The sequence below is a fragment of the Brachybacterium sp. AOP24-D1-21 genome, from assembly GCF_052378665.1.
Classification (GTDB): domain Bacteria; phylum Actinomycetota; class Actinomycetes; order Actinomycetales; family Dermabacteraceae; genus Brachybacterium.
Map to the genome: position 1 here is coordinate 959469 of NZ_JBQSXX010000001.1, position 17765 is coordinate 977233.

Consider the following 17765-nt stretch of genomic DNA (forward strand, 5'->3'; position numbering starts at 1 on the left):
CAGCCGCCCGCGCCGACGCTGCCCGAGCCGTCCGCCTCGGACGACGTCCTCGAGATGGCGCCGACGGTCGAGGACGAGTACTTCTCCCGCGTCGCGTTCACGGGCGCGGCGGTCGCGCAGATCCAGCGCCTGATCGACCGCAACGGGCCGCTGATGTTCCACCAGTCCGGCGGCTGCTGCGACGGGTCCTCGCCCATGTGCTTCCCCGAAGGCGACTTCCTCACCGGGGACGCCGACGTGAAGATGGGGCACGTCGAGGTGCCGCTGCCGGACGGCACCACCAGCCCGCTGGACTTCTGGATGAGCCGCGAGCAGTTCGCCTACTGGCGCCACACCCACCTCACGATCGACCTCGTGGATGGGCGCGGCGGCGGGTTCAGCCTCGAGACGCCCGACGGGAAGCGGTTCCTGACCAGGTCCAGGATGCTCGCACAGCGAGGAGAAGCAGATGACACCGCCGGATGACCACACCGCCGGGGGAACCCTGCCGCCGCCGAGCGAGCCGCCGCTGACTCCGCCCGGGTATCCGCCCACGGCTCCTCCCACGGAGCCGCCGACGCAGCCGCCGGGTTCACCGCCCACCGGTCCGCCGATGCCTATCCCTGGCCGGCCGCCCGAGCCGAGCCCCGAGCCCGCCCCGGAGCCGCCGACGCAGCCCGAGCAGCCACCGCCGGTGGATCCTCCGCCCGACGCGCCGCCCACGACGCCGTTCTGACCGGCGGGTGCCGGCGATGTCCGCACCCCGATCGACCTGCTCCTGCTGCATCAGCCGCCAGCGCGGGGCCCGGACCCTGCCGCCATCACCCTCGAGAGCTTCCACTGGGACCTCCCCGAAGCCTGAGCAGCAAGCAGATGTCACAGATCCGGCGCGGCCGGTGTCTCCCTTCCGACGGGCCCCTCCCGGGCCCCTGAGGGAAGGCACCGACATGTCCGCAATCACTCCTCTGCACACCGCTCCGCCGGCGCGTCCCGCCGCCCGGATCCCGCTCGAGCACGACGGGGGCTTCGCGCGCCTCGTGCTCTGGGCGACGCGCCGGCCGTACGGGAAGGCGCTGGATCCGGTGCGGGCCGCGCTCCACCACGGCGGCGTGCTCACCGCCTCGCTCGTGCTCGAGGCGAGCGCCTCCCGCTGGAAGCGGCTCTCTCCTACTTTGAACGCGCTCGCGGTGATGGTGGTGGCGCGCGAGATCGGCTGCTCCTGGTGCATCGACTTCGGCTACTGGGAGAACCACCGCCGCGGCGTGGACCCGGCGAAGCTGCAGGCGATCGGATCCTGGCGCACGAGCAGCGTCTACTCACCGCTCGAACGGGCGGTGCTGGAGTATGCGGTCGCGGCGACGCAGACGCCGTCGGCCGTGACCGACGAGATGGTGCCCCGCCTGCGGGAGGATCTCGACGACGCGCAGGTGGTCGAGCTCGCCGCGCTGGTCTCGCTCGAGAACTACCGCTCGCGCACCAACGCCGGGCTGGGGCTGACCAGTCAGGGCTTCAAGGACAACTGCGACGTACGCTGAGCGCGGCTCCGCGAACCGCAGCGAAGGGCGCGCCATGAACACCGCATCGACCGCGCATCACGAGACCTTCGAGGTGCATCGCCGCGCCCTGCTCGGCGCCGCCTACCGGGTGCTCGGCACGGTGGCCGACAGTGAGGACGCGGTCCAGGAAGCCTGGCTGCGCTGGCAGGACGTGGATCTCACGATCGTGCGCGAGCCGCGCTCCTACCTTTTGCGGGTGGTGACCCGGACGGCGCTGAACATCGTGCGCTCGCGAGACCGGCGACGCGAGGAGTACATCGGCCCCTGGCTGCCCGAGCCGGTCTCGACCGACGCCTCCGCGGAACCGGGCCGCGCCGCGGAGATCGCCGACGAGGTCTCGCTCGCGCTGCTGGTGGTGCTCGAGTCCCTGTCCCCGCTCGAGCGGGCGGCGTTCGTGCTGCGCGAGGTGTTCGCGCTGCCCTATCCCGAGGTGGCGGAGACTCTCGAGCGCTCCGAGGCCTCGGTGCGGCAGCTGGTCAGCCGCGCGCGAGCCCACGTGCGCGCACGGGCGCCGCGCCATCCGGTGGACGAGAGCGCCCACCGCGCGCTCACCGCCGCCTTCCTCGACGCCGCGCAGGGAACGGTGGCGCTGACGGAGATGGTCGCGATGCTCTCCCCCGAGGTGGTGCTGACCACCGACGGCGGCGGCGTGAGGCGAGCCGCGCGGCGCCCGATACATGGCACCTCGAACGTGCTCGCCTTCATCGCGGGGATCATGGCGAAGCCCGAGGTCATGCAGCTGTCCTGGCGGATGGCGGAGCTCAACGGTCGGCCGGCGCTGATCGGGCACGAGGGGCCGCGGATCGACTGCGCGGTCTGGATCGAGGCCGACGGTGAAGGCGCCGACGCCGTGGTGACCCGGATCGACATGCTCCGCAATCCGCAGAAGCTCGGCGCGATCCGGGTGTGAGCCACCGGCCGGGTCACGTCCGGAGAGCAGTGGGCGACGCTGCCCGCCGCGCTCCGGCGGACCGGTCGGACGGCCCATTCTTTACAGATCCGGACATGGGGTCGAGGGTGGAGGGATGGCTGAATACACGACGACCAACCCGACCACGGGACGGACCGACAAGGAATTCACCACCCTGGACAGCGCCGAGGTCGAGCGCGTGCTCTCGCGCTCCCACACCGCCTACACAGAGTGGCGCGCCACTGCCGCGCAGGAGCGCGCCTCGATCCTGGAGCGGGTCGCCGATGCCTACGACGACCGCTCCCGGGAGCTGGGAGAGCTGATCGCCGTCGAGATGGGCAAGCCTCTGCAGCAGGCCATCGGCGAGGCCGAGCTGGCCGGCTCGATCTATCGCTGGTACGCCACCCATGGCCCCGAGCTGCTGCAGCCCGAGCAGCTGGATCCGCAGGGCGCGCAGGAATCGCTGGTGCAGACCGAGCCGATCGGTCCTCTCGTCGGAGTGATGCCCTGGAACTACCCCTACTACCAGGTGGCGCGCTTCGTCGCCCCGAACCTGATGGTGGGCAATACGATCATCCTGAAGCACGCGGAGATCTGCGCCGGCTCCTCGGAGATCATGGCGCAGATCCTCCATGAGGCCGGGGTCCCGCAGGATGCCTATGCCAACGTCTTCGCCTCCCACGACCAGATCGCCGACATGATCGCCGACCCGCGGGTGCGCGGGGTGTCCCTCACCGGCAGCGAGAAGGCGGGTGCGGCGGTCGCGGAGACCGCCGCCAAGCACCTGAAGAAGTCGGTGCTGGAGCTCGGCGGCTCCGATCCGCTGATCGTGCTCGACGATGGCGACCTCGAGCAGGTCGCCCGGACCGTCGCCACCGCCCGGCTGTCGAATGCGGGCCAGGCCTGCAACTCCCCGAAGCGCATCATCGTGCCCACGGCTCGTCTCGAGGCGTTCGTCGCGACCATCGTCGAGAGCTTCGAGTCCGCGACCCTCGGCGATCCGTTGGACGAGGACGTCGACGTCGGCCCGCTCTCCTCGGTCGGTGCGCGCGACGGCGTCGTCGACCAGGTTCGACGCGCCGTCCGGCAGGGCGCGACGCTCCATACCGGCGGGCAGGCGCTCGATCGCGACGGGGCCTTCATGCAGCCCGCCGTGCTCACCGGGGTCACCGAGGACATGGACGCCTATGCCGAGGAGATCTTCGGCCCTGTGGCTGTGATTTACGGTGTCGACTCGGAGGACGAGGCCGTGACGCTGGCCAACGACGTCGACTTCGGTCTGAGCGGTTCCGTCTGGGGCACCGATCTCGAGCGCGCCCAGGCAGTCGCCGATCGCCTCGACGTCGGGATGGCGTACATCAACGAGCACGGGACCACCTTGCCCGGCCTGCCCTTCGGCGGCGTGAAGCGCTCCGGCTTCGGCCGTGAGCTCGGCCGGTGGGGCATGGGAGAGTTCGTCAACGTCCGGCTGCGGCGCACCTCGGCCGCCTGATCTCCGGCCGTCGTCGCCTGCAGCCGGGAGAGCCGACCCGCCCGGCCTCAGGCGGCGATGAAGGTCCGCGCCACCAGGCGGCTCACGCCCGGCAGGCCGAGCGTGCGACGGCCGATCTGCTGCAGCCTCAGCTGCGCGGGGCTGGATGGAGTGAAGAACGAGGCGCTGCGCCGCCCCGAACGCTGCACCTTCTCGACCGTCGGCCGCCACCGTCGCTCGTACTCCGCCAGCCCCGCTTCGACGTGCGGGCCCGTCGCGCGCAGGCTCCGGGCCAGCGCCTCCGCTCCGGCGATCGCGACCGAGGTGCCCTGGCCCGCCAGCAGGGACGGGGCGTGCGCGGCGTCCCCGGCCAGCGCAATCCGGCCACGGCTCCAGCGCGGCGCGATCGCCTGGGCGACGAGGTCGTCGTAGAAGCTCTCCGGGGCATGGGCCAGGGCCCGGTCCACCTGCGGGTGCAGCCCCGTGAAGTCCCGCTGGAGCCGTTCCCGGTCCGGCTCGGGACGCTTCGTGCCCGCGCCCTCGACGCGCTCGGCGAGCATCACGCCGACGCGGGTGTCGTCGGCCGCATACGCCCAGCCGACGCGCCGCACGGTATCGGTCATCAGCATCCGCTCCCCCAGGTCGGCGGCGAGTTCCGGATCCTCGTAGAGGTAGCTCGCGACCCGGTAGCCCATCGGCACGATCGCCCCGTGGCCGGGCGAGACCTGCTCCCGCACCGGGGAGCGCACCCCGTCACAGGCCACCACCAGATCGGAGTCCAGGGTGGTGCCATCCGCGAGCTCGACCACGGCGCGGCGGGCACGGGCCGCGCCCTCGAGCCCGGCATCGCGCACCGCCACGACCTGCGCGCCGTAGCGCAGATCCACCGAAGCCGGCAGCACCGAGAGCAGCCCCAGCTCCACCTCGGGACGCAGGATCGAGAAGTAGCGGCCGCCCGCCGCCTCGACCAGGGGGCCGACGTCGATGCGGCCGGAGTCGACTCCGTCAGGCGTCCCGTAGCGCACGCCCTCGAACTCATGTCCCCGGGAGCGGAGCTCCTCGAGGATGCCCATCCGCTCCGCGGCGTAGAAGCCGGGGCCGAAGAAGTCGATCATGTAGCCGCCGCCGCGCGGGCCCGGGGAAGATTCCAGCACGGTGACATCGTGGTCGGGGGCGAGTTCGTGGGCGAGGGCGAGGCCGGCGATGCCGCCCCCGATGATCGTGACGTCCATGGCCCGACGCTACCCGCTGGGCCAGCACCCGCCCACCCCAGCCCTGCCCAGCCAGCCCAGCCCAGCCAGCCCTGCCAGACCGAGACTATTGCGCCGGTGACGACTCATGCGCATGTCACCATCGGTCCTCACGGTCACAAAATCTGACCGTCACCGGGCCGGCACCGGGTGGCGCTGGGGCGGCGCCGAGCTAGGCTCCGGCCGCCGGGAGCTCCCCGGTCTCAGCAGGTGCCGCCCCCGCACCATCCCGCGTCGCGGCGACCTCAGGGATCGCACCGGTGACGGTCATGGATCCCACGACCACCGCGTCGTCCGCATCAGGGTCCGTGCCCGCCGCGAACTGCGACCAGTAGAGCCGGTGATAGGCGCCCTCGGCCTCGAGCAGCACGTCGTGGGAGCCCTGCTCGACGATATCGCCGTGCTCCATCACCAGGATCACGTCCGCGTCGCGGATGGTGGAGAGGCGGTGGGCGATGACGAAGCTGGTGCGGTCGCTGCGCAGCGCCGCCATCGCCTCCTGCACGAGCACCTCGGTGCGGGTGTCCACGGAGCTGGTGGCCTCATCGAGGATCAGCAGCGCCGGGTCGGCGAGGAAGGCGCGGGCGATGGTGATCAGCTGCCGCTCACCGGCGGAGACGTTCGCGCCCTCGTCCTCGATGAGGGTGTCGTAGCCGTCGGGCAGGGTGTGCACGAAACGATCCACGAAGGTCGCGGTCGCGGCGGCGGCCACCTCCTCGTCGGTCGCCTCGAGCCGGCCGTAGCGGATGTTCTCGCGGATGGTGCCGCCGAAGAGCACCGCGTCCTGCAGCACCATCCCCACGCGCGAGCGCACGGCGCCGCGGTCCAGAGCCCGGATGTCCACGCCGTCCAGGCGGATCTGCCCGGCGTCGATCTCGTAGAACCGCATGATGAGGTTCACCAGGGTGGTCTTCCCGGCACCCGTGGGGCCGACGATCGCGATCGTCTGTCCGGGTTCCGCGACCAACGACAGGTCGGTGATCAGCGGCTTCTCCGGGGTGTAGGAGAAGGCGACGCGGTCGAACTCGATCCGTCCGCGGGTGGGGCCGGTGAGCTCGGCGCGCTCGATCCGGCGGCGCGGTGCGACCGCCCCACCAGCTCCGGCCGCACTGTCGGCTGCGGCCGCACTGTCGGCGCCGATCGCTCCGGCGTCCGTTCCGGACGGCTCGGTGATCTCCCCGTCGGCCTCCTGCTCCTCGGCGTCCAGCAGCTCGAAGATCCGCTCCGCGGAGGCGACGCCGGAGATCAGCATGTTCGCCATCCCCGCCACCTCGCCCAGCGGTGCGTTGAACTCGCGGGAGTACTGGATGAAGGCGGTGACCTGGCCGAGCGACATCTGCCCGGCGGCGATCCGCAGGCCGCCCACCACGGCGATGCCGACGTAGCCGAGGTAGGTCACCCACTGCATGATCGGCATGATCATGCCGGAGTAGAACTGGGCCTTGAAGGACGCTTCCCACAGCTCCTCGTTGCGCTCGTCGAACTGCTCGCGCATCGAGTCCTGGCGGTCGAAGACGGTCACCAGGTCGTGGCCGGTGAAGGACTCCTCGACGTGCCCGTTCAAGCGGCCGGTATTGCGCCACTGCGCCGTGAACAGCTTCTGGGACTTCGCGCCGATGAGGCCGATGACCACGGCGGAGATCGGCAGGGCGACCAGGGCGATCAGCGCCAGCTGCCAGGACAGCCAGAACATCATGATCGTGATGCCCACAATGGTCAGCACCGCATAGACCAGAGACGCGAAGGCCTGCTGGAGGGCGGTCTGGACGTTGTCGACGTCGTTGGTGGTGCGGGAGAGCAGGTCGCCGCGCTGGCGCGTGTCGAAGTAGGACAGCGGCAGGCGGTTGACCTTCGCCTCGATCTTCTCGCGCAGCACGTAGACGATCTTCATGACCACGTCGTTCAGCAGCCGGCCCTGCAGCCAGTCGAACAGTGCGGCGACCAGGTACATGCCCAGCACTATCAGCAGCAGGCGGCCGAGGGCGTCGAAGGCGACGCCCTCCCCGGTGAGGAAGCCGTCGAAGATGACGTCCATCGCGTCGCCGAGGATGGTGGGTGCCCAGACCGTGAGCACAGTCGAGATGATACCGAAGGCGAGCACCACCGTGAGGCCCAGCTTGTGATCGGCGAAGGTCCCCGCCAGTCGCAGCGCGGAGGGCCAGAAGGCCTTGGCCTTGCGGGGTGCGGACTCGCCCCATTCGCTGCTCATCGAGTCCTGCATCTCGAGGATCTCGGATTCGGTGAGCTCGGCGGTGCTGCCGTCCTGCTTCTTCGTGGAGTTCTTCTTCTCGCTCATGCCGTCGCCTCCGCGGTGATCTGGGAATCGACGATCTCCCGGTAGGTCTGCGAGCTGACCAGCAGCTCCTCATGGGTGCCGCGGCCCACCACTCTGCCCTCCTCGAGCACCAGGATCTGATCCGCGGAGGTGATGGTGGAGATGCGCTGGGCGACGATGAGGGTGGTCGCGCCCTGAGTGTTCTTCGCGAGGCCCTCGCGGACCTTCGCGTCGGTGGTGACGTCGAGCGCCGAGAAGGAGTCGTCGAAGACGTACACCCGGGGAGCGGCGACCAGGGTGCGGGCGATGCACAGGCGCTGGCGCTGGCCGCCGGAGACGTTGGTGCCGCCCTGGGAGACGGTCGACTCGAGGCCGGTCGCCGCGCTCTGGCCCTCGCCGGTGCTGCGGTCCGTGACGAACTCGGTGCCCTGGGCGACGTCGAGCGCGCGCCACAGCTGGTCGTCGTCGGCCGTCGGATCCCCGAAGCGGAGGTTGTGGGCGATGGTGCCGGAGAACAGATAGGGCTTCTGGGGCACGAGGCCCACCGCGCGCGAGATCGTGGCGCGGGCCAGGTCGGTGACGGGGACGCCGTCCAGCAGCACCTGGCCGCTGGTCGCGTCGTGCAGGCGCGGGATGAGGCTGACCAGGGTGGTCTTGCCCGAGCCCGTGGAGCCGATGATGGCGGTGGTCTTCCCGGCCTCGGCGGTGAAGGAGACACCGTCGAGCACCGGCGATTCGGCGCCGGGGTAGGCGAAGGTGACGTCGCGGAACTCCACGGTCGCGCCGCCGCCGGTCACCTGGAGGGCGACGGGCTGGGCGGGCTCGGCGAGGGTGGGGGTGGTCTCGAGGACCTCCCCGATGCGCCTGCCGCTGATGATCGCGCGCGGGAACATCATGAACATGAAGGTGCCCATCATGACGGCCATCAGGATCTGCAGCAGGTACTGCATGAAGGCGGTCAGCGCGCCCACCTCGACCAGCCCCGCATCCACGCGGTGGCCGCCGAACCAGAGCACGGCGGCGGTCGCGAGGTGGAGCACGACGGTGATGGCCGGGCCCATGATCACGAACAGCCGGCCGATCCGCACCGAGGTGTCGGTGAGGGTGGCGTTCGCGCTCTCGAAGCGGGCGGTCTCGTGCCGCTCGCGCACGAAGGCCCGCACCACGCGGATGCCCATGATCTGCTCACGCATCACGGAGTTGATCGAGTCGATGTTGTCCTGCATCCGCTGGAACAGCGGCATCAGCTCCTTGACCAGGAAGCCCACGATCACCATCAGCACCGGCACGGACACCCACACCAGCCAGGACAGCCCCGGATCCTCCTGGATCGCCATGATGATCCCGCCGATGGACATGATCGGCACCATGACCATGAAGTTCAGGGTCATCAGCACCAGCATCTGCACCTGCTGGACGTCATTGGTGGCACGGGTGATCAGGGTAGGGGCGCCGTAGCGGCCCATCTCCTCGGTGGAGAAGCGGTCCACGCGCGTGTAGACGGAGCGGCGGATGTCCCGGCCCATGCCCATCGAGACCCGCGCCCCGAACCACACCGAGGCGATCGCGGTGATCACCTGCACCATCGCGACGATCAGCATCACACCGCCGACGCGCCAGATGTAGTCGGTGTCTCCCGTGGCGACGCCGTTGTCGATGATGTCGGCGTTGAGGCTGGGCAGGTAGAGGGTCGCGAGCACGGTCGCGAGCTGGAGGACGGCGACGGCGGCCACATGCGGCAGGTAGGGCCGGAGGTGGCGCCGGATCAGGGTCCAGAGCATGGGGTTGGTCTCCCGGAGCAGGGTGGAACGGCCCGGCCGACGGGGTGAGCGGCCGGGGTCTCGAACGAAGAATAGGACGGCGAGAGGACAGATCCTGTCCTCGCACCTCGGTGCCGGACCCGGTGACGGTCTCGCCTCCGATCCATCCTCGCCTGCGCGGCAGCGCCCGCGCATCCTCTTTTGGTCGGAGATCCCGAGCGCCCGGGCAGGGGCTCGAGTCTCGGGCCCGGGTGCACTCCCGCGGGAGATGTCAGGACATCGCCCGGCTGAACCTCTCCGCCTGTTTCGTGGGGCCGGTGACCACGATGGTGTCCCCCTCCTGCAGGACGGTGTCCTGGGTGGCGGGCTGCCAGGCGGCACCGACGGGCTTCACCGAGGTGACGGTGACCCCGTAGCGGCGGCGGATGCCGCTGTCGCCGAGCCGGGTCCCGGCGAGCTCGGGGCTCAGCGCGGTCTTGACCATCGCGAAGTCGGTGTCGATCTCGATGAAGTCCTGCATCGTGCCCAACACGATATGGGCGACTCTGCGGCCCATGTCCTTCTCCGGATAGATCACGTGCGAGATGCCGAGCTGCTCGAGGATCAGACCGTGCGGATCGCTCACGGCCTTCGCCCAGATCTTGCGGATGCTGAAGCGCAGCAGCAGCGAGGTGACGAGGATGCTGGCCTGGATGTCGCTGCCGATCGCGATGACGACGCGGTCGAACTCGGGGAGGGAGAGCTGGCGCAGCACCTCCTCCTGGGTGGCGTCCGCGACGACGGCGTGCGTGAGCTTGCCGTTGAGCGCCTGGACGGTGTCCTCCCGCACGTCGATGCCGAGCACCTCGGCGCCCTCGTCCATGAGCTCGAGGGCGAGGGACTGCCCGAAGCGGCCCAGGCCGATGACCGCGACCGATCTCTCGGAGGTCGGGCCGGAGGAGGGACCGGTGCGGAAGAGTCTGTGCTTAGCCAATGATCGGCCTTTCCTTGGGGAGGTCGTAGAGGAGTGTGCGGCGGCGGAGGGCGAGTCCCGTGGCGACGGTGATCGGACCCAGTCGGCCGATGAACATGAGCGCCACGAGGATCAGCTGCGCGCCGACGGGGAGGTCCGCGGTGATCCCGGTGGACAGGCCCACGGTCGCGAAGGCGGAGACCACCTCGAACAGGATCTCGTCGAGGGAGTAGTCGGTCATGAGCATGATCGCGACGGTGGAGGCGACCACGAGGCCGACCGCCATCACGATGACGGTGATCGCCTGGCGGTGCACCGCTCGCGAGAGCCGCTTGCCGAAGACCGTGACGGCTCCGGCGCCGCGCAGCTCGCCGAGCATGAGGAAGAACAGCACGGCGAAGGTGGTGACCTTGATGCCGCCCGCGGTGCCGGCGGGGCCACCACCGATGAACATCAGCAGGTCCATGCCCAGCCAGGTCGCCGGGTCCATGGCCGAGGTGTCGATGGTGTTGAAGCCCGCGGTGCGGGTCTGGGCGGACATCGCGAAGCCGTTGAGGATCCGCAGGTGAGGGGGCATCCCGCCGAGGGTGGCCGGGTTCGCCCACTCGAGCGCGGTGATGTACACGGTGCCGAGCACGAGCAGCAGCGGCGTCGCGGCGAGGACGATCCGGGTGTTCATGGTCCACAGGCGCACGGTGCCCAGGTGCCTCATCAGCTGCATGAGCACCGGGAACCCGAGGCCGCCGAGCACCGTCGCGCCGCTCGTGGTCAGGAGCACCACGGGGTCGTCCCAGAAGGACATGAGGCTGTCGCTGTAGAGCGCGAAGCCGGCGTTGTTGAAGGAGGAGACCGAGTGGAAGACGCCCAGCCACAGCGCCCGGCCCCACGTCTCGCCGTAGGTGAGCGCGAAGCGCAGGGTGAGGATCGCCGCCGCGATCGCCTCGATGGCGAGAGAGATCCGCACGACGCTCATCACGAGGGTGCGCACGTCCTCGATGCCGAAGCTCTTGACCTCCGCGGCGGCGGTGAGCTTCGAGCGCAGGGACAGCTTGCGCACCACGGCGATGCCCACCACGGAGGCGAAGGTCATCACGCCGAAGCCGCCGAGCTGGATCAGCGCGAGGATCACGACCTGCCCGAAGACGGTCCAGAAGACGGGGGTGTCCACCACGATCAGCCCGGTCACGCACAGCGAGGAGACCGCGGTGAACAGTGCCTCCATCGCCCCGGCGCCGCCGGGGCCGGTCGAGGCGGCAGGGTGCATCAGCAGGAGCGTCCCCAGGACGGCGCAGAGGCCGAAGGCGAGGAAGACGGTCCGCGCGGGGCGCGGTCGTCGGTCGATGCTGGAGGGCCGAAACAGCCCATGTGATGGCACGCGCGGAATGCTACGCCTGCTCCGGAGCGGCCGACGCCCTCGATGATGTGACGGTCGCCGCAGCGAAGGCCCGGGCCCTCGAGGGGCGCGCCGAGAGGCTCGACCAGGATCGGGGCTTGACCTTGATCAAGCCTCAATCCCGCACCCTGGCACCAGGAGCCCCCGCACAGGGCGGGTCACGGCTCCTCGGACAGGAGGCAGATCATGACGTCCTCGCAGAGAACGACCCCCGCCATCGAGGTGCGGGGACTGCACAGGGCCTACGGCGAGCTCGAGGTGCTCAAGGGGGTGGACCTCGAGGTCGCGCGCGGCAGCATCCTCGCCCTGCTCGGCTCCAACGGCGCCGGCAAGACCACGCTCGTCCGCATCCTGCCACCCTCCTGAGGGCGGATGCCGGCAGCGCTCGCGTCGACGGCGTCGACGTCACCGCCGATCCTCGGGCGGTGCGCCGGTCGCTAAGCCTCACCGGCCAGTTCGCCGCCGTCGTCGAGATCCTCACCGGCAGGGAGAACCTGCGCCCCGCGGGGATCTACGGCCCCGGCCGTGACCACCTGATCAGAACCGTCCAGGAAGGGCGGTCCGTCGAGCACGACCGCCGCACCAACCGGATCCACGAGGTCGATCTGGCACGGGCGATCGTCGCGCTGCTGTCGGCGCCCGAGCCGCCAGCGCTGCTCCATGCGGCCGACGGCGCACCCGCCAGGCTCGGTGAGGTCGTCACACATCTCGCGCAGCGGCTCGGCGTGCCCGTCCCGCCCCGCGTCTCCCCGGATCCTGGTGCGGGCACGGTGCTGGACGCCGCCGCGCTGCACGAGCTGCTGGGGCATCTCGAGGTGCCGGACTACCGGGCAGGGTACGACGCGATGCTCGAGGACGCCTCGCTAGCCTGATCGCTCAGCGGGCGCCGTCCGGGGCGTCAGACTCCCGCGGCCCTCCGCGAGGCCAGTGCGAGCTTCTCGACGAGGTCTTCCGGGATCGGCTTCCGTGCCGTGAACGTGATGCCCGTCGTCGTCGCCTTGAGCCCAGCGGCCGCGATCTCCTCGGCGTGCTCCACGAGCGCCTCCGCCTGGAGGTACAGACCGCACTGCTTCGTGAACGCCGCATAGCCCGCGACGATCATGCCGTCGATCCGGAATCCCGGCATGTCGTAGGCCACGACCTCCTCCGCCTCGGACAGGGTGCGGGCCAGCGTCGCGCGCAGCTCCTGCAGCAGGGGCCGGAACGCCTCGGGGCGCTCGGCGATGTAGGCGTCGTGGTCGGAGGTCGCCGTCATGGGGGCCAGCGTACGCCGGGCGCTCAGCCATCGTCGGCCGTGAGCTCCGCGAGCAGCGCCTGCACCCGGCGATCGATGTCGTCGCGCACCAGGCGCATCCGCTCGGCGCCCTCGATGCCGCGCTCGGAGGGCTCGTCGGTGACCCAGGTGTCGATCGTCCCGGCCATGTCGGGGACGGGATCGACCACGGCCTCCTCGCCGAGCACCACGACGCGGTCCACGCGGGCCAGCAGCGCGGGGTCGATCGGCTTGGTGACGGCGGCGCTCATGTCCCCTCCGACCTCGGCGACGACCTCGGCGGAGAGGGCGTTGACCGCGGTGCCGGGCTTCGTGCCGGCCGAGTGCACCTCGACGGCGCCCGCGGCGCGGGCCTCCATGAGGGCGGCGGCCATCTGGGACTTGCCGCCGTTCTTCACACAGACGAACAGGACGGACGGGGTGGTGGACGGGGCGCTCATGCGGGGATCTCCTCGGGGGCTGCGGTGGTGCGGGCGGAGGAGGGAACGGTGGGATCGCCGGGGAAGAGCCGTCGGCCCATCCACAGTGAGACGTAGACCAGGGCGACCAGCACGGGGACCTCGATGAGGGGGCCGACGACGCCCGCGAGCGCCTGACCGGAGGTGACGCCGAAGGTGCCGATCGCGACGGCGATCGCGAGCTCGAAGTTGTTGCCGGAGGCGGTGAAGGCGACGGTGGTGGACTTCGCGTAGTCCATCCCCACGGCGCGGCTGAGCAGCAGCGAGCCCACGAACATCAGCACGAAGTAGGCCAGCAGCGGCAGCGCGATGCGGGCCACGTCGACCGGGGCGGAGAGGATCGCATCGCCCTGCAGGGCGAACAGCAGCACGATCGTGAACAGCAGGCCGTAGAGGGCGAACGGGCCGATACGCGGCAGGAACCGGTTCTCGTACCAGTCCCGGCCCTTGACCCGCTCCCCGAGCACCCGGGTGAGGAAGCCGGCGACCAGCGGGATGCCGAGGAAGACCAGCACGCTGAGCACGATCGCGCCGACCGAGAACTCCACCGTGGTGGTGGACAGGCCCAGCCACGAGGGCAGCACCTGCAGGTAGAACCAGCCGAGCACGCCGAAGGCGAAGACCTGGAAGACGGAGTTGATCGCGACCAGCACGGCGGCGGCCTCGCGGTCGCCGCAGGCGAGATCGTTCCAGATCAGCACCATGGCGATGCAGCGGGCGAGGCCCACGATGATCAGCCCGGTGCGGTACTCGGGCAGGTCGGCGAGGAAGATCCACGCGAGGGCGAACATGAGCGCCGGGCCGACGATCCAGTTCAGCACGAGCGAGGTGATCATCAGACGACGGTCGGCGCTGATGCGGCGGGTCTCGTCGTAGCGCACCTTGGCGAGCACGGGGTACATCATCACCAGCAGTCCCACGGCGATCGGGAGCGAGACCCCGGCGATGCTCACGGACTCGAGCGCGGGCGCGATCCCGGGGACGACGCGTCCCAGCATCAGGCCGAGGCCCATCGCGAGCAGGATCCAGGCCGGCAGGTACCGGTCCAGGAACGACATCTCCCCGACCACACCGGTGGGTGCGCTGGTCGCTTCGGTCGTCATGTCGGGGGTCGTCATATCGAGCACTGCCTCTTCCCATAGACGGATGTCGATGCGAACGCTAGCCTGTCGCATAGACGAACGTCAATGTAAGGTGCGTCCATGTCCTCCTCCACCGCCTCTCGCTCCGTGAGCATCTCGATCAGGGCCTCCGCCGAGGCTCCTGCGGAGTCCTGCGAGCCCGGGACCTCGACCGCCGACGGCTGCTGCGTGCTCGGCGCCGGCCTGATCGACGTCGTAGAGGCGGAGCACCTGGCGCTGCGGTTGAAGGCGCTCTCGGATCCGACGCGCCTCCAGCTGCTCTCCCACGTGGCGGTGCGCGGCTGCGGGGACGTGTGCGCGTGCGATCTCGCCGAACCGCTCGGGATCTCGCAGCCCACCGTGAGCCACCACATGAAGAAGCTGGTCGAGGCCGGGTTGCTGACCCGTGAGCAGAAGGGCCGCTGGGCGCACTATTCAGTGGTCCCGTCCGCCTTCGCGGAGCTGCGCACCTTCCTCGACCTCCGCTGACCCGCCCCTCCTCGGTGATCCCTCCCCTCCTCGGTGGTGACCTCCGCGGCCGCGTCGAGGGGCTCATCGCAAGGCTCGGAATCCGATCCTCGGAGTCTGCGCCCCGGAGGGCCTGAGCCTCAGCTCGTCACGAGCGCCGCCACGATCGGCAGCACGATGGTCATGACCAGGGCATTCAGCACCATGGCGGCGCTGGACCAGCCCCCGGCCTCGGTCGAATCCGCGAGCACGCGGGAGGTGCCGATACCGTGCGATGTGAGGCCCACCGCGAAGCCGCGCGCCCGCTCGTCCCGCACCCCCGCGAGGCTCAGCAGCGCCCGGCCGACCACCGCGCCCAGGACGCCGGAGATCATCGTGAGCACCACCGCGAGCGGTACGGAGGCCTGGAGCACCTCGGCGATCGACAGGCCCACGGGGGAGGTCACCGAGCGGGGCAGTGCGGCTCGGAGCAGGTCGTCCTCGACGCCGAACGCGCGCAGCACCCCCACCGTGATGACGATGCTGAGCACTCCGCCTGCGGCGAGCGCCGCGACCACGGCGGGCGCCGAGCTGAGCAGCGCCTTCCCGTTGCGCAGCAGCGGCAGGGCGAGGGCGACCGTGGCGGGCCCGAGCAGCATCGTCAGCAGCGCGACCTGCTCGAGATAGACCTCGTACGGGAGCCCCGTGAGCAGCAGGACCGCGGCGACGACTGCGGTGGTGACCAGCACCGGTGAGAGCACGCCGGGCCGGCCGAGCCTCTGATGGAGCCAGTACGCCCCGAGATACGCGGTGAGGGTCAGGGCGAGCCCGAAGACGGGCAGGTGGATGAGGGTGCTCATGCCGCCTCCTCCTGTCGCCGGTCCCGGCGGCGGTCCTGCTGGCGCAGCAGCGCCTGCAGGACCATCCCGGAGACGATCAGCGGCACCAGGAAGGAGCCGCCCACGGCGAGCGCGAGCGGCAGGGCGTTCTCGGCGAGGGACTCGAGCTCGAGGACGATCCCCACGCTGGGCGGCACGAACAGCAGCTGCAGATGCGCGAGCAGCGGGGTCGCGGCCGGATCGGCGACGCGCACCACGGCGCGGGTGGGGCCCAGGATCCCGAGCACGACCAGCAGCACGATCCCGAGTACCACGCCGGGGACGGGCAGGCCGAGCAGGGCCGAGACGGCCAGGCCCACCAGCTGCGCGAGCAGCAGGACCACGAGGCCGAGCAGCACTGGAGGCAGGAAGGCGGCGCGTGACATCCCGGTCAGGGTAGCCCGAGCCGTCCCGCAGGAACCGCGTTGACCACGGCCGACGGGCCCCGCACACTTCCCCCATGCCCTCCTCCGCACCCTCCTCCGCGTCCCTGTCCTTCCCGCTGCGCGGCGACCGTGTGCTGCTGCGCCCCTTCGAGCCGGCCGACGCCGACGCGGCCCATGCCGTCTACGGGGACGAGGAGGTCATGCGTCACGTGGGTGAGGGCGGTGCGGTCTCGCGTGAGGAGACGGCGCAGATGATCGAGGGCTACCGACGTCACCAGCACGAGCACGGATTCGCCTGCTGGGCCGTGGTGGACCATGGCACCGGGGAGCTGATCGGTGACGCGGGGCTCGAGATCACCGCGCACGGCGTCGAGCTCGGCTACACCCTGACCCGCAGCGCCTGGGGCCGGGGCCTTGCGACGGAGGCCGGGAGGCTGTGCATCGCGGCGGCGTTCGGCCCGCTCGGCCTGCCGCGGCTGGTCGCCCTGGCCGACGTCGACAACCCCGCCTCGCTCCGCGTGCTCGAGAAGCTCGGCTTCCGACGGGCGGCGGAGGTGGCGGCCTTCGGTCGTGCACATCACGCCCTCGAGCTCGCCGCGCCCGGGGACGAGCAGGCCTCGCCCTCCCCGGCATGAAGCGCAGCTGACCTGGGAGGACGCCCGGGGTCGGGGGTGTGCGCAGGCCGACTGCGGCGCGGGCCACAGGAGCGGAGGATCACGCCGGACTTGCCCGGACCGGCCGTCCTCGCCCAGCGTGGAGCCCTTGCGCAGGCCCTTCCACACGGCCCTCGTCCACCCCTCGGAGGTCTCCGGGATGTCCAGCAGTTCTCTGCACACCACGCTCGATCGACGTGCCGCGCTCCGCGGCCTCGGCCTCCTCGGCCTGACCGCCGCCGCCGGTCTGTTCGCCGATCCCCGGGCGCATGCTGCGAGTGATCTCGTGGTCGTCGACCAGAAGGACACCGGCCCCTGGGAGAAGGAGAACTGCGGCCCCGCCGCAGCCGTGATCGCGATGGTCGCCGCCGGCCGCACGGTCGAGCACTACGTCCCGGGGACCGCGGGCGCCGAGCCGGGCGGGAACGCCCGCGCCGTGATGGAGATGCGCGCCCGCTGCGGCATCTCACCCTGGGGCGAGCCCGAGATCAAGACCGTCGACTGCGTCGGCGCCTATCTCGGGAACCTCGAGACGGGGATCCGTGAGGCGGAGGGCACCGCCACGCGCGCCCAGTACCGGGAGGGGCTCGAGGCGGCCGCTCGCGGCTCGGTCGTGATCCTGCATATCCACCACGGCACCCTGCTCGGCGAGGACGCGGACTACGGCCACTTCGTGGTCGCCCAGGGCGAGGACGCCGACGGGAACATCCTGGTCTCCGACCCGGGGCGCGCCCAGAGCATCGGCATCACCGCCTACCCGCCCGAGCACCTCCTCGAAGCCCGACAGGGACACGCCGCCATCGTCAGCTGACGGCGGCCGCACCGCTCGCCGGGGGCCAGCGGGCCGGGGCGCCGGGGTGCCGGGGTGCCGGGGTGCCGGGGTGCCGGGGTGCCGGGGTGCCGGGGTGCCGGGGTGCCGGGGTGCCGGGGTGCCGGAAGAGGATCCTCGCCGTCTGCGGGTCTGCGGCCAGCTGCTGTGCTCTGCGGGAGGCGGTCGTGCAGC

At 70.9% G+C, this 17765-nt stretch carries 17 protein-coding genes and 1 pseudogene; 8 read left to right on the top strand and 10 right to left on the bottom strand.

Annotation, left to right across the window (positions count from 1 at the left end; all coding sequences use genetic code 11):
• Positions 1-54: 54 nt before the first annotated feature.
• The 4 genes from ACT3UF_RS04330 to ACT3UF_RS04345 all read left to right on the top strand — a co-directional run bounded on the left by ACT3UF_RS04330 (position 55) and on the right by ACT3UF_RS04345 (position 3937).
• The gene (locus ACT3UF_RS04330; RefSeq protein ID WP_441445327.1) at positions 55-465 is read left to right on the top strand and encodes a DUF779 domain-containing protein; all 411 of its coding nucleotides are present in this window, start codon (positions 55-57) and stop codon (positions 463-465) included.
• A gap of 461 nt (positions 466-926) precedes the next feature.
• Entirely contained in the window at positions 927-1514 is a 588-nt protein-coding gene (locus ACT3UF_RS04335; RefSeq protein WP_441445320.1) for a carboxymuconolactone decarboxylase family protein, read from the top strand.
• Between the two features lie 34 nt (positions 1515-1548).
• Positions 1549-2445, top strand: a complete 897-nt coding sequence (sigJ, locus tag ACT3UF_RS04340; protein ID WP_441445321.1) for an RNA polymerase sigma factor SigJ — start codon at positions 1549-1551, stop codon at positions 2443-2445.
• A gap of 115 nt (positions 2446-2560) precedes the next feature.
• Positions 2561-3937, top strand: a complete 1377-nt coding sequence (locus tag ACT3UF_RS04345; protein WP_441445322.1) for an NAD-dependent succinate-semialdehyde dehydrogenase — start codon at positions 2561-2563, stop codon at positions 3935-3937.
• Between the two features lie 47 nt (positions 3938-3984).
• Here the strand turns inward: ACT3UF_RS04345 and ACT3UF_RS04350 are convergent, their stop codons facing one another.
• The 5 genes from ACT3UF_RS04350 to ACT3UF_RS04370 all read right to left on the bottom strand — a co-directional run bounded on the left by ACT3UF_RS04350 (position 3985) and on the right by ACT3UF_RS04370 (position 11528).
• Positions 3985-5148 carry an FAD-dependent oxidoreductase gene (locus tag ACT3UF_RS04350; RefSeq protein ID WP_444601114.1) on the bottom strand — a complete coding sequence of 388 codons (1164 nt, stop codon included), beginning with the start codon at positions 5146-5148 and terminating at the stop codon, positions 3985-3987.
• 190 nt (positions 5149-5338) lie between these two features.
• A complete protein-coding gene (locus ACT3UF_RS04355; RefSeq protein WP_444608100.1) occupies positions 5339-7462 on the bottom strand; it encodes an ABC transporter ATP-binding protein in 2124 nt (707 codons plus the stop codon).
• Positions 7459-9222, bottom strand: coding sequence for an ABC transporter ATP-binding protein (locus ACT3UF_RS04360; protein ID WP_441445325.1), 1764 nt, complete (start codon positions 9220-9222; stop codon positions 7459-7461). Before ACT3UF_RS04360 ends, ACT3UF_RS04355 begins: the two co-directional genes overlap by 4 nt.
• Positions 9223-9472: 250 nt before the next feature.
• Positions 9473-10174, bottom strand: a complete 702-nt coding sequence (locus tag ACT3UF_RS04365; RefSeq protein ID WP_444608101.1) for a potassium channel family protein — start codon at positions 10172-10174, stop codon at positions 9473-9475.
• Positions 10167-11528 carry a TrkH family potassium uptake protein gene (locus tag ACT3UF_RS04370; protein ID WP_441446291.1) on the bottom strand — a complete coding sequence of 454 codons (1362 nt, stop codon included), beginning with the start codon at positions 11526-11528 and terminating at the stop codon, positions 10167-10169. The genes ACT3UF_RS04365 and ACT3UF_RS04370 overlap by 8 nt, the downstream gene beginning before the upstream one ends.
• Positions 11529-11732: 204 nt before the next feature.
• Here ACT3UF_RS04370 and ACT3UF_RS04375 point away from each other — a divergent pair.
• A pseudogene (locus ACT3UF_RS04375) lies at positions 11733-12418 on the top strand (ATP-binding cassette domain-containing protein).
• Between the two features lie 26 nt (positions 12419-12444).
• On the opposite strand, the gene ACT3UF_RS04380 reads toward ACT3UF_RS04375, so the two are convergent.
• The 3 genes from ACT3UF_RS04380 to arsB are packed head-to-tail and all read right to left on the bottom strand — an operon-like array spanning position 12445 to position 14395.
• Positions 12445-12801 (bottom strand): iron chaperone, encoded by a 357-nt coding sequence (locus tag ACT3UF_RS04380; RefSeq protein WP_441446290.1) that lies wholly within the window; start codon positions 12799-12801, stop codon positions 12445-12447.
• 23 nt (positions 12802-12824) lie between these two features.
• On the bottom strand, positions 12825-13259 hold the full coding sequence (locus ACT3UF_RS04385) for an arsenate-mycothiol transferase ArsC (protein WP_442331971.1): 435 nt from the start codon (positions 13257-13259) through the stop codon (positions 12825-12827).
• Positions 13256-14395 carry an ACR3 family arsenite efflux transporter gene (gene arsB / locus ACT3UF_RS04390; protein ID WP_441446288.1) on the bottom strand — a complete coding sequence of 380 codons (1140 nt, stop codon included), beginning with the start codon at positions 14393-14395 and terminating at the stop codon, positions 13256-13258. The genes ACT3UF_RS04385 and arsB overlap by 4 nt, the downstream gene beginning before the upstream one ends.
• A gap of 84 nt (positions 14396-14479) precedes the next feature.
• Between arsB and ACT3UF_RS04395 the strand changes: the two genes are divergently transcribed.
• Positions 14480-14887, top strand: coding sequence for an ArsR/SmtB family transcription factor (locus ACT3UF_RS04395; protein WP_441446287.1), 408 nt, complete (start codon positions 14480-14482; stop codon positions 14885-14887).
• Positions 14888-15006: 119 nt separating this feature from the next.
• Here the strand turns inward: ACT3UF_RS04395 and ACT3UF_RS04400 are convergent, their stop codons facing one another.
• The gene (locus tag ACT3UF_RS04400; protein WP_441446286.1) at positions 15007-15705 is read right to left on the bottom strand and encodes an LrgB family protein; all 699 of its coding nucleotides are present in this window, start codon (positions 15703-15705) and stop codon (positions 15007-15009) included.
• Complete coding sequence (locus ACT3UF_RS04405; protein ID WP_441446285.1) at positions 15702-16109, bottom strand: CidA/LrgA family protein; 408 nt, start codon at positions 16107-16109, stop codon at positions 15702-15704. The genes ACT3UF_RS04400 and ACT3UF_RS04405 overlap by 4 nt, the downstream gene beginning before the upstream one ends.
• A gap of 74 nt (positions 16110-16183) precedes the next feature.
• Here ACT3UF_RS04405 and ACT3UF_RS04410 point away from each other — a divergent pair, with 74 nt between their 5' ends.
• Together ACT3UF_RS04410 and ACT3UF_RS04415 are read left to right on the top strand one after the other, a co-directional pair.
• Positions 16184-16744: a GNAT family N-acetyltransferase gene (locus tag ACT3UF_RS04410; RefSeq protein ID WP_441446284.1), complete on the top strand. Its 561-nt coding sequence runs from the start codon at positions 16184-16186 to the stop codon at positions 16742-16744.
• Positions 16745-16922: 178 nt separating this feature from the next.
• Complete coding sequence (locus tag ACT3UF_RS04415; protein WP_442331970.1) at positions 16923-17573, top strand: hypothetical protein; 651 nt, start codon at positions 16923-16925, stop codon at positions 17571-17573.
• Positions 17574-17765: the final 192 nt, after the last annotated feature.

What these genes read in the sequence shown, in the direction of transcription:
- ACT3UF_RS04330 (WP_441445327.1), top strand. Translation starts at nt 55, where the DNA reads ATGGCGCCGACGGTCGAGGACGAGTACTTCTCCCGCGTCGCGTTCACG.
- ACT3UF_RS04335 (WP_441445320.1), top strand. Translation starts at nt 927, where the DNA reads ATGTCCGCAATCACTCCTCTGCACACCGCTCCGCCGGCGCGTCCCGCC.
- sigJ (WP_441445321.1), top strand. Translation starts at nt 1,549, where the DNA reads ATGAACACCGCATCGACCGCGCATCACGAGACCTTCGAGGTGCATCGC.
- ACT3UF_RS04345 (WP_441445322.1), top strand. Translation starts at nt 2,561, where the DNA reads ATGGCTGAATACACGACGACCAACCCGACCACGGGACGGACCGACAAG.
- ACT3UF_RS04350 (WP_444601114.1), bottom strand. Translation starts at nt 5,148, where the DNA reads ATGGACGTCACGATCATCGGGGGCGGCATCGCCGGCCTCGCCCTCGCC.
- ACT3UF_RS04355 (WP_444608100.1), bottom strand. Translation starts at nt 7,462, where the DNA reads ATGAGCGAGAAGAAGAACTCCACGAAGAAGCAGGACGGCAGCACCGCC.
- ACT3UF_RS04360 (WP_441445325.1), bottom strand. Translation starts at nt 9,222, where the DNA reads ATGCTCTGGACCCTGATCCGGCGCCACCTCCGGCCCTACCTGCCGCAT.
- ACT3UF_RS04380 (WP_441446290.1), bottom strand. Translation starts at nt 12,801, where the DNA reads ATGACGGCGACCTCCGACCACGACGCCTACATCGCCGAGCGCCCCGAG.
- ACT3UF_RS04385 (WP_442331971.1), bottom strand. Translation starts at nt 13,259, where the DNA reads ATGAGCGCCCCGTCCACCACCCCGTCCGTCCTGTTCGTCTGTGTGAAG.
- arsB (WP_441446288.1), bottom strand. Translation starts at nt 14,395, where the DNA reads ATGACGACCCCCGACATGACGACCGAAGCGACCAGCGCACCCACCGGT.
- ACT3UF_RS04395 (WP_441446287.1), top strand. Translation starts at nt 14,480, where the DNA reads ATGTCCTCCTCCACCGCCTCTCGCTCCGTGAGCATCTCGATCAGGGCC.
- ACT3UF_RS04400 (WP_441446286.1), bottom strand. Translation starts at nt 15,705, where the DNA reads ATGAGCACCCTCATCCACCTGCCCGTCTTCGGGCTCGCCCTGACCCTC.
- ACT3UF_RS04405 (WP_441446285.1), bottom strand. Translation starts at nt 16,109, where the DNA reads ATGTCACGCGCCGCCTTCCTGCCTCCAGTGCTGCTCGGCCTCGTGGTC.
- ACT3UF_RS04410 (WP_441446284.1), top strand. Translation starts at nt 16,184, where the DNA reads ATGCCCTCCTCCGCACCCTCCTCCGCGTCCCTGTCCTTCCCGCTGCGC.
- ACT3UF_RS04415 (WP_442331970.1), top strand. Translation starts at nt 16,923, where the DNA reads ATGTCCAGCAGTTCTCTGCACACCACGCTCGATCGACGTGCCGCGCTC.